Source organism: Streptomyces sp. MS191, from assembly GCF_008042125.1.
GTDB lineage: Bacteria > Actinomycetota > Actinomycetes > Streptomycetales > Streptomycetaceae > Streptomyces.
The window spans coordinates 3,240-12,533 of record NZ_RDBI01000018.1 but is presented as its reverse complement, the minus strand read 5'-3'; the positions used below and the strand labels follow the sequence as shown (position 1 = coordinate 12,533).

The window sequence follows — 9,294 nt, the reverse complement described above, 5'->3', positions numbered from 1 at the left end:
GACACCGCTCTTCTGGCGTTTCGACAAGCCTCCAGCGCACGTGGAGGGGCCGGGGCCTGGCCGAAGGAGTGGGAGGAGCGCATCGAGTACCGCAGCGAACTGCTCACCCTGGGCGCCCTCTGGGACGTCTGACCCCCTCTGGGACACTGGTGCCATGACCCGGACCCTCATCCCCGAGGTCGACCTCTCCGCCGTCGTGGCGGAGCAGGCCGACCCCCTCGTCTTCGCCACCGTCTCCGGCGCGCACCTCTACGGCTTCCCGTCCCGGGACTCGGACGTGGACCTGCGCGGCGCACACCTGCTGCCGGCGGCCGACCTGATCGGCCTGCGCGAGCCGGAGGAGACCCGCTCCCGGATGTGGGACCGGGACGGCGTCGAGATGGACCTGGTCACCCACGACCTGCGGAAGTTCGTCCTGCTGATGCTGCGCCGCAACGGCTACGTGCTGGAGCAGCTGCTGTCGCCGCTCGTCGTCCACACCACCGAGGCGCACGCCGAACTGGTCTCGCTCGCGCCCCGGGTGCTCACCCGCCACCACGCCCACCACTACCGGGGCTTCGCCACGACGCAGTGGCGGCTCTTCGAGAGGACGGGGGAGCTGAAGCCGCTGCTCTACACCTTCCGCGCGCTCCTCACCGGCATCCATGTGATGCGCGCCGGCGAGGTGCAGGCGCATCTGCCCACGCTCGTCGGGGAGGTGCCGGAGGCCCCCGCCCACCTGCCCGGCCTCGTCGAGGCCAAGGCGGCGGCCGAGCACGGACCCGCGGACGTGGACAGGGAACGCGTACGCGGCGACGTCGGGACGCTGCACACGGTCCTCGACGCGGCCCAGGAGGCGTCGTCCCTGGCCGACACCCCCGCCGCCGGGACGCACGACGCCCTGCACGACTTCCTCGTCCGGACCCGGACCGGGACCGGGACCGGACCGGGAGCCGGCCCGGACAGGACCTAGGACAGGACCGACGCGCGGCGGGCGCGCATCAGGAAGTCCTCGACCCGGGCGTGGTCCGGAGCCGCCGGCAGCGGACTGCGCACGGAGGCCCGGTCGGCCTCCTCGGTGAGGCGGTTCATCCAGGACTCGACCTCGTCCCACGGCGCCTCCCCGCGCTTGATCGCGAGCAGGCGGTCGCGCTCGWCGCCGACGTCCAGGGTGAGTTCACCGGTACGCAGAAGGTCGCGGCAGCTCATCAGCAGCCGCAGCAGGTGCATGGCGTGCTTCCAGCGCGGCGCCCCGTACTGCCGGACGTCGGCGTCGAGCTTGCGGCGCTGACCGCCGGCGTACCGGACGAAGGTCCCGTGCGCCTGACGGGAGAGGAACGCCTCGCGCAGCGAGAGCAGTTCGCGGCCGGTGTCGTCGATCCGCTCGACGACGGGGGAGTGCAGGCACTCCAGCACGTTCGGGTTGGCGCGCAGGGCCAGCTCGCAGAAGCGCTCCAGCTCCCAGCTGAACTGCTCCTCGCCCGGCCCCTCCACGTGCGCCGGAGGCTTGTCGAAACGCCAGAAGAGCGGTGTCGGGGCGAGGTAGACGCCCCGGCGGTCGGTGTCGCTGGTCTCGGTGGCCAGGCCGAAGGCGCGCGAGCCCATGACACAGGAGTAGATCGTGTGGTCGCGCACCAGGTCTGCCGGATTCATGCGCGTCAGGCTACGCGAGAGTGATCGTGTCCCCGGACACGGTGATCTGCTCCGCCGGCAGCGGCCGGGGAGCGGGACCCGCGGCCACCGAGCCGTCGGCGATACGGAACTTGGACCCGTGGCAGGGGCAGTCGATGGTGCCGTCCGCGACCTTGTTCACCAGGCAGKCCTGGTGCGCGACCACACGATCTACTCCTGTGTCATGGGCTCGCGCGCCTTCGGCCTGGCCACCGAGACCAGCGACACCGACCGCCGGGGCGTCTACCTCGCCCCGACACCGCTCTTCTGGCGTTTCGACAAGCCTCCGGCGCACGTGGAGGGGTCCTCCCGCTCGCCGGGGTGGCCCTGTCGTACGGCCGGCAGCAGCGCCCCCGCGGCGGTCAGCAGGGGCGGTCACCGGGCACCTCCCCGCGTCGCGGGGGCGGACGGGACGGCCGCCCGATGGGCCCGCAGGGCGCTCGTGTAGCCGCGTTCGATCGCGTGGGTGCCGTCCGCGCGGCCGTCCGTCTCCTCGCCCAGGGCCGACAGCCCGGCGGTCGAGCCCCGGAAGGCGACCCGGCCGCCCTCGATCAGGGTGACCTCCGAACAGGCCGCCGCCACGTCCTCCACCAGATGCGTGGACACCACCACCGTCGCCGTGGCGCCCAACTCCCGCAACAGCGAACGGAACTCGACCCGCTGCTCGGGGTCGAGGCCCGCCGTCGGCTCGTCGAGCAGCAGCAGCTCCGGGTCGTTCACGACGGCCTGGGCGATGCCCACACGGCGGACCATGCCACCGGACAGGGTCTTCAGCTTCGCGTCCATCCGGTCGCCCAGCCCGACCCGCTCGACGGCCCGCCGCACCGCCTCGGCGGCGCGCGCGGCGGGCATCTCCTTGAGCCAGGCGACGTACGCGACGAACTCGCGGACCGTGAAGCCCGGGTAGTAGCCGAACTCCTGCGGCAGGTAGCCCAGTCGGCGCCGGATCTCCGAGCGGGTCCGGTGGGCGCCCGCGTCCAGGCCGAGCAGCTCCAGCCGGCCCGCGGAGGGCGCGGCGACGGTCGCCAGGACCCGGATGAGGGAGGTCTTGCCGGCGCCGTTGGGCCCCAGCAGTCCGTGCACACCGGGGCCCAGGGTCAGGTCCAGCGCGTCGAGCGCGACGGTACGGCGGTGCCGGACGGTCAGCCCGGTCACCGAGACGGTCGGCATCACAGGGTCCCCAGGTGGTCGAAGGAGCGCCGCCGCAGGGCGAGCAGCCCGGCGCAGACGGCGGCGGCGGCGGCCCAGGCGCCCTGGACGGCGGGGCCGGAGAGCAGGCGGGCCAGCTCGGCGGTCGCCCCGGGGCGGCCGAGCACGGGCCCGGTCACGGCGAGCAGCCAGCCGCCGCCGAGCGTGGCGGCGGCGGCCCGGCAGCCCACGAACGAGCCGAGGGCGAGCGTCGCGAGTGCCAGCGCCAGACCCGGCAGCAGCCAGGCCGCCGCCCCGGGCACCCCCGGCGCGGCCGGCAGCAGCGCCCCCGCGGCGGTCAGCAGGGGCACGCTCACGGCGAGGACGGCGGCCGTCCGGGTCAGCAGCAGGCGCAGCCCGCCGGAGGGCGTCGCGGCGACGATCTCGTCCATCGGGTCGGCGTGCCGGCCGTACGACAGGGCCACCCCGGCGAGCGGGAGGACCGGGGCGACGGCGAGCAACAGCGGCCGGACGTCCCGGAAGCCCGCGCCGTACGCCAGCCCGAGCGCGGCCACGGCGACGGCGACCAGCGACCCCAGCCACGCGCCGCGCAGCGCGGGCCCGGCGGCCCAGACGACGCGCGCGAGCCGGGTGGGCGGCCGGGGTCCGGCGGGCCGGGCGGGCCTCTCCGCCCGGGCGACGGCGGGCCCGTCCCGCCGGGCCGGAGCGTTCGAGGCGCCGCCCGCCCCCTGGATCCGGGCCCGGAGACGGCCCGCGCGGGCGGGCGCCGTGGCGGCTTCCCTCCCGACCTCGTCCAGCAGGGCCGCGCGGAGGTCCGCCAGAGCCGGGCCCGCCGACCCCGCGCGGACCGCGTCCGAGACGCGCACGGCGCACGCGCCGCAGGTCTCGACGTGCTTCTCCACGGACCAGGCGTCCGGCTCGGGGGCCGCGCCCCGGGCGTAACGGTCCGCCAGGTCCGCGGTCACGTGCCAGGGCGTCGTCATGCGGTGCCTCCCAGGGGGTGGGTGGTGCCGAGGGCGGCACGCAGTTCGCGCCGGGCACGCAGGGCGCGGGTCTTCACCGTGCCCTCGGGTATCCCGAGCAGCCGGGCCGTCTCACGCGTCGTCAGGCCGTCCACCACGGTGGCCCGCAGCACCTCCCGCAACTCCGGCGAGATCCGGTCCAGCGCGGCGCCGACGTCGCCGTACTCCAGCCCCGCCAGCACCCGGTCCTCCGCCGAGGGCGCGAGGGCCACCGGCTCGGGGTCCGTGCGCGGGACGCGGGCCTGGGCACGGCGCGCGTCGACCAGCCGCCGCGCGGCGATCACCCAGAGCCAGCCGCCGGCCTCACCCCGCCCGCGGTGCGAGCCCGCGGACCGCCACACCGCCACGAAGGTGTCCTGGAGCACCTCCCGTACCGTCTCGTCGTCCGGGCAGCGCCGGGCGAGCCGCGCGTGGAGCCAGCCCGCGTGGCGGTCGTACAGCACCGCCAGCGCCTCGGTGTCCCCCCGGGCGACCGCGCGCAACAGCGCCGAGTCGTCCTCGTCTCCCCCTGCGGGGCGCAACAGTCTCACGCCCCTCTATCGCCCGCGGCGGCCTCGCCGGTTCACGCCCCGGGTCAGGGGGACGTGGGCGGCCCGCCTCCGGGCAGTGCCGAGAACACCCGCCGCAGCGCGGGCGGCCGGTCGCCGTCGGTGGCGACGACGACCCGGTACCGGTACGTGACGACGTACTGGAAGCCGTCGTGCACCGGCTCGCCGGTCGGCCGGGCGGGCACCGCGGCGAAGGCGGGGTCCTCCAGGGCGGCGCGCAGTTCGGCGACCTCGGCCGGCTCCATCCGCCCGGTGCGCGGCGGCTTCCTGGTCGAGCACTTCTGGTGGGGTTCGGTCTTCCTGATCAACATCCCGCTGATGGCCTTCATCCTGCCGCTGGGCCGCTGGCTGCTGCCCGAGTCGCGGGGCGCCGCCGACGGCCCCTGGGACGTCCTCGGCGCGCTGATGGCCGCCGCCGGCGTGCTTGCTGGGGATCCGTGCGGGGATGAGTATGGCTCGCCGGAGCGCTCCTGTCCGGGAGCGCTCTGAGAGCGCTCTCAGAATGGGGAGGGGGCAATGAACCTGTCAATGGCTGTGACGGTTTCCTCCGCATACGCCGATGCCGGCGCCTGCCACGGGCCGGACGTCGACGCCTCGCGTCGACGTCCGGCAGGGCCAACAGCCGCTGCACGCAAGACTGCTGAGGTGTCATCAGATCTCGTGACGCGGACCGCGGCCGCGTGGGGGTCGACTGCCCCTCACGGACGCGGGCCGCAGCCGTGTGGGCGGCGACGGCCCCTTCCCGCGCCGCTGCCGGCGGGCCGGCCGACCCTCGTCGCGCACCGGGCGAGCGAGCTCCCGCAGGCGTCGTCGGCGGCGCTCCGCTACGGGGTCACGGCCGGCCAGGCGCCGCGTTCGTGCATCCGCAGGACCAGGGCCGCGATGTTCCAGGCGTCGTCCTCGCCGCTGTGGTGCCGCCCCTCCAGCGGCAGGCCGGCGATCCGCAGCGCCTGGGCCATCCCGGGGCGCCGGCCGAGCCCGTACGCCTCCGTGAACACGGCCTTGGCGTTGGTGTGGTGGCGCCCGAAGGGGTACTCGGTGCCGGTCGCCCGGCACTGGCGGGTGAACTGGTTCCGGTCGTAGTCGCCCCAACTGGCCCACGGGAGCGACCCGGTGGCGTGTTCGGCGGCCAGCAGCCGGCAGGCGGCCGCGAAGTCCAGGCCGGTGTCCACCTCGGCCTGGGTGAGCCCGGTCAGCTCCGTGCAGAACGGACTGACCGTCGACCGGGCGGGCTTGACCAGCACGCGATGGCGCGCGATCCGCCCGCCCGCGTCGAGGTCGACGACGCTGAGCCCGATCTCGATGATCTCGTTCACCGCGCCCGGCGGCTGCCGGCCGTCCCAGCAGGTCGCCTCGACGTCGACGACGTTCCACAGTCCCAGCGCCGGTCTTTCGTGATCCATGGCCCCGAGGCTATGCAGCAGGCGCCCTGCCCGGCATCCGGATTTACGCCGGCACAGGGCGGCGGGCGGCGCCTCGGTCGCCGGCCTGCCGGGAGCCCGGGCTCACTTCAGGTCCAGTACCTCCCGCAGCGCCGCCACCGCGTGGATCCGGTGCTCGTCGAGCAGGCGTACGGCGGCGTCCGCGTCGCCGTCCCGCAGGGCGGCGATGACCGCCCGGTGCTCGCGCACCGCCAGGTCGCGGTGCCCGGCCTCGGCGTAGTACAGCGACCGGTAGGCGTCGGTCGAGTCCCAGAGCGTCGCCACGAGCCGGATCAGCCGGGGCATGCCGGACGCCCCGATCAGCGCGAAGTGGAACCGGCGGTTGGCCGCCGCCATCTCCGTGACGTCCCCCGACTCCGCGGCCTCCTCCACCGCGCGCTGGATCTCCTCCACGGCGTCGAGCAGCCCCTCGTCCGCGCGGGCCACGGCACTCCGGACGGCCTCGCCCTCCAGGAGCTCCCGGATGCGGTAGATCTCCTCAAGGTCGGCCAGCGACAGCTCGGCCACGAAATAGCCGCGGTGGACGTGGTGCACCACCAGGCCCTCGGCCTCCAGGGACTTCAGGGCCTCGCGCAGCGGCACCCTGCTGACGTCGAGCCGGGCCGCGAGCGCGTCCTGGCGGACCTGGTCGCCCGGACGCAGCTCCCCGCTGGTGATGGCGCGCCGCAGCTCCTCCAGGACGAACTGCTGGGCGGTGGGTGGCCGCCGCTTCCCTGCCGCGCTGTTCATCCCCTGTGGCCTCTCGCTCGGTCGCCTGCCGCGCGCCCGCGCCGCCGGTCGCGTCCATCTTCCTACGGGGCCTCCCTACGGAGCGCGATCGGGCAGCCCCAGCTCCCCGAGGAGCGCCGTGGTGTGCTCACCCAGGCGCGGGGGAGCGGAGGCGTACACCGGGGGCGTGGCGCTCAGCGCGATCGGATGGGCGACCTGCCCGGGGCCGGCCGCCTCGACGGGGACCGCGGGCTCCAGCCCGAGCCGCTCGGCGAACGCGAAGGCGGCGGCCAGGTCGTTGATCGGCCCGCACGGAACTCCCGCCGGTGTCAGCTCCTCGAACCAGCTGTCGGCGGTGCGCCCGGCGAGCGGGCCCGACAGGGCCGCGACGAGCGCCTCGCGATGGGCGACCCGGTCGGTGTTGGTGGCGAAGCGGGCGTCCTCGGCGAGACCGGCCAGCCCCAGGTGGTCGCACAGCGTGCGGAACTGCCGGTCGTTGCCCACGGCGAGCGCGAGCGGCCGGTCCGCCGCCTCGAACACCTCGTACGGAGCGATGCTCGGGTGCCGGTTGCCCAGGGGGCGGGGGACCACGCCGGCGGCGAGATAGGCCGCGGACTGGTTGCTGAGGGCGGACAGGAGCGAGGTGAGCAGGGAGACCTCCACCCGCTGGCCTTCGCCGGTGCGTTCCCGGTGGCGCAGCGCGGCCAGGATGCCGAGGCCGGCGTGCAGGCCGGTGATGACGTCGACGAGCGCGACGCCCGTCTTGGTGCCCGGACCGTCGGGCTCGCCGGTCACGCTCATCAGACCGCCCATCGCCTGGACCAGGAGGTCGTAGCCGGGCAGCCGGGCCCCCTCGGCGGTGCCGAAGCCGGTCACCGAGCAGTAGATCAGCCCGGGGTGGGAGGCCCGCAGGTCCTCGTGGCCGAGCCCGAACCTCTCCATCGTGCCCGGACGGAAGTTCTCCACCAGGACGTCGGCGCGGGCCACGACGGCCCGGGCCGCCTCCAGGTCGGCCGGGTCGGTGAGGTCGAGGACGAGAGAGCGCTTGTTGCGGTTCACGCCGAGGAAGTACGTGGCCTCGCCGTCGGCGAAGGGCGGGCCCCACGCACGGGTGTCGTCCCCGCCGCCGGGCCGCTCGATCTTGATGACCTCGGCGCCGAGGTCGGCCAGCAGCATCGTCATGTAGGGCCCGGCGAGGACCCGGCCGAAATCGGCGACGACGATCCCGTCCAGGGCCCCGGGCCGTGGCGTCGCACCGGCCGCGCCGGTCACCCTCGGCTCCGGGTCCGGTCCGGCGCCGGCTCCCGGCTCTCCGGGGACCTCCGCCGTGTCCGGACCTCCGGTGGTCTCCCGCGTCCTCGGCTGGTCTGCGTGCATCCTGCTCTCCTCCGCCGGCGATCCGACCGGGGCGAACGTACGCACCGGTGACGGGATATTCAATACTGGATCCAAAATACGATCTGCCGCTAGGCTTCGGCCCGCCGAGCAGCCGCAACCGCAGGGAGTCCCGCGATGAAGTCCACGAGCGTGCCGAAGTCCTCGCCCGTCCACCCCTTCGACCTGCTCGCCATCGACGGCCTGCTGACCGACGAGGAGCGGGAGATCCGTCGCACCGTGCGGGCCATGGCGGACCGCGAGCTGCGCCCCCACGTGGCCGGATGGTTCGAGGAGGGCGCCGTGCCGGCCCGCGAACTGGCCCGGAAGCTCGGCGGTGCCGGCGTGCTCGGCATGCACCTGGAGGGCTACGGCTGCGCCGGCACGAACGCCGTCGCGTACGGCCTGGCCTGCCTGGAACTGGAAGCGGTCGACTCCGGACTGCGCAGTCTGGTCTCGGTCCAGGGATCGCTCGCCATGTACGCGATCTGGACGTACGGCTCCGAGGAGCAGAAGCAGCGGTGGCTGCCCGGCATGGCGGCGGGCGAGTACGTCGGCTGCTTCGGCCTGACCGAACCGGACGCCGGTTCCGACCCGGGCGCCATGCGCACCCGCGCCCGGCGCGACGGCGCGGACTGGGTCCTCGACGGGACGAAGATGTGGATCACCAACGGTTCGGTCGCCGACGTCGCCGTCGTGTGGGCCCGTACGGACGAAGGCGTCCGCGGCTTCCTCGTCCCGGCAGGCACCCCCGGCTTCAGCGCCCCCGAGATCAAGCGGAAGCTGTCCCTGCGGGCGAGCGTGACCAGCGAACTCGTACTGGAGGGCGTGCGCCTCCCGGCCGACGCCATGCTGCCCGGGGCGCGCGGCCTGTCCGGACCGCTCGGCTGCCTCAACGAGGCCCGGTTCGGCATCGTCTTCGGCGCCCTCGGCGCCGCCCGCGACTGCCTGGAGACGGCGATCGCCTACGCCGGAGACCGCGTGGTCTTCGAGCGGTCCCTCGCCTCCTACCAGCTCACGCAGCAGAAGCTCGCCGACATGTCCCTGGAGCTGGGCAAGGGCATGCTGCTCGCGCTGCACCTGGGCCGGCTCAAGGACGCGGGCCGCCTCACGCCCGAACAGGTCAGCGTCGGCAAGCTCAACAACGTCCGCGAGGCGATCGCCGTCGCCCGCGAGTGCCGCACGATCCTCGGAGCCAACGGCATCACGCTGGAGTACCCGGTGATGCGGCACGCGAACAACCTGGAGTCGGTCCTCACCTACGAGGGCACGAGCGAGGTGCACTCCCTGGTCGTCGGCAAGGCCCTGACGGGAGAGTCGGCCTTCCGCTGACGGGTGATCCGGACCGGGGGGTGCCCGGAGGGTCCGGGCCGGGAGAGTCCGGGCCGGACCCTCCGGGCA

General features: G+C 74.8%; 10 protein-coding genes and 4 pseudogenes. 5 read left to right on the top strand and 9 right to left on the bottom strand.

The features are described 5' to 3' along the window. Together EAO71_RS38450 and EAO71_RS02395 are read left to right on the top strand one after the other, a co-directional pair. Positions 1-132: pseudogene (locus EAO71_RS38450) on the top strand (ADP-ribosylglycohydrolase family protein); the annotation flags it as partial. Positions 133-154: 22 nt separating this feature from the next. Then, positions 155-952, top strand: coding sequence for a nucleotidyltransferase domain-containing protein (locus EAO71_RS02395; RefSeq protein ID WP_147976089.1), 798 nt, complete (start codon positions 155-157; stop codon positions 950-952). Here EAO71_RS02395 and EAO71_RS02390 read toward each other — a convergent pair. Both EAO71_RS02390 and EAO71_RS02385 read right to left on the bottom strand, forming a co-directional pair. Continuing rightward, positions 949-1,632 carry a nucleotidyltransferase domain-containing protein gene (locus EAO71_RS02390; protein WP_147976088.1) on the bottom strand — a complete coding sequence of 228 codons (684 nt, stop codon included), beginning with the start codon at positions 1,630-1,632 and terminating at the stop codon, positions 949-951. The two genes, EAO71_RS02395 and EAO71_RS02390, sit on opposite strands and share 4 nt — an antisense overlap. A 10-nt stretch (positions 1,633-1,642) precedes the next feature. Next, positions 1,643-1,816 (bottom strand): annotated as a pseudogene (locus EAO71_RS02385) (QcrA and Rieske domain-containing protein); the annotation flags it as partial. 18 nt (positions 1,817-1,834) lie between these two features. Here EAO71_RS02385 and EAO71_RS02380 point away from each other — a divergent pair. Then, positions 1,835-1,954 (top strand): annotated as a pseudogene (locus tag EAO71_RS02380) (DNA polymerase beta superfamily protein); the annotation flags it as partial. 71 nt (positions 1,955-2,025) lie between these two features. On the opposite strand, the gene EAO71_RS02375 reads toward EAO71_RS02380, so the two are convergent. The 4 genes from EAO71_RS02375 to EAO71_RS37410 are packed head-to-tail and all read right to left on the bottom strand — an operon-like array spanning position 2,026 to position 4,614. Further along, positions 2,026-2,820: an ABC transporter ATP-binding protein gene (locus EAO71_RS02375; protein ID WP_187282529.1), complete on the bottom strand. Its 795-nt coding sequence runs from the start codon at positions 2,818-2,820 to the stop codon at positions 2,026-2,028. Next, positions 2,820-3,782, bottom strand: coding sequence for a zf-HC2 domain-containing protein (locus EAO71_RS02370; RefSeq protein WP_147976087.1), 963 nt, complete (start codon positions 3,780-3,782; stop codon positions 2,820-2,822). Before EAO71_RS02370 ends, EAO71_RS02375 begins: the two co-directional genes overlap by 1 nt. Further along, a complete protein-coding gene (locus tag EAO71_RS02365; RefSeq protein ID WP_147976086.1) occupies positions 3,779-4,351 on the bottom strand; it encodes an RNA polymerase sigma factor in 573 nt (190 codons plus the stop codon). The genes EAO71_RS02370 and EAO71_RS02365 overlap by 4 nt, the downstream gene beginning before the upstream one ends. A 44-nt stretch (positions 4,352-4,395) precedes the next feature. Further along, entirely contained in the window at positions 4,396-4,614 is a 219-nt protein-coding gene (locus EAO71_RS37410; RefSeq protein ID WP_187282530.1) for a hypothetical protein, read from the bottom strand. A gap of 4 nt (positions 4,615-4,618) precedes the next feature. Here EAO71_RS37410 and EAO71_RS02360 point away from each other — a divergent pair. Continuing rightward, a pseudogene (locus EAO71_RS02360) lies at positions 4,619-4,795 on the top strand (MFS transporter); the annotation flags it as partial. A gap of 398 nt (positions 4,796-5,193) precedes the next feature. Here the strand turns inward: EAO71_RS02360 and EAO71_RS02355 are convergent. The 3 genes from EAO71_RS02355 to EAO71_RS02345 all read right to left on the bottom strand — a co-directional run bounded on the left by EAO71_RS02355 (position 5,194) and on the right by EAO71_RS02345 (position 7,896). Then, entirely contained in the window at positions 5,194-5,772 is a 579-nt protein-coding gene (locus EAO71_RS02355) for a 3'-5' exonuclease (protein WP_147976085.1), read from the bottom strand. 102 nt (positions 5,773-5,874) lie between these two features. Next, complete coding sequence (locus tag EAO71_RS02350) at positions 5,875-6,540, bottom strand: GntR family transcriptional regulator (protein WP_147976084.1); 666 nt, start codon at positions 6,538-6,540, stop codon at positions 5,875-5,877. 75 nt (positions 6,541-6,615) lie between these two features. Then, entirely contained in the window at positions 6,616-7,896 is a 1,281-nt protein-coding gene (locus EAO71_RS02345; protein ID WP_147976083.1) for a CaiB/BaiF CoA transferase family protein, read from the bottom strand. A 135-nt stretch (positions 7,897-8,031) separates the two neighbouring features. Between EAO71_RS02345 and EAO71_RS02340 the strand changes: the two genes are divergently transcribed. Further along, complete coding sequence (locus EAO71_RS02340) at positions 8,032-9,225, top strand: acyl-CoA dehydrogenase family protein (protein ID WP_147976082.1); 1,194 nt, start codon at positions 8,032-8,034, stop codon at positions 9,223-9,225. Positions 9,226-9,294 lie beyond the last annotated feature (69 nt).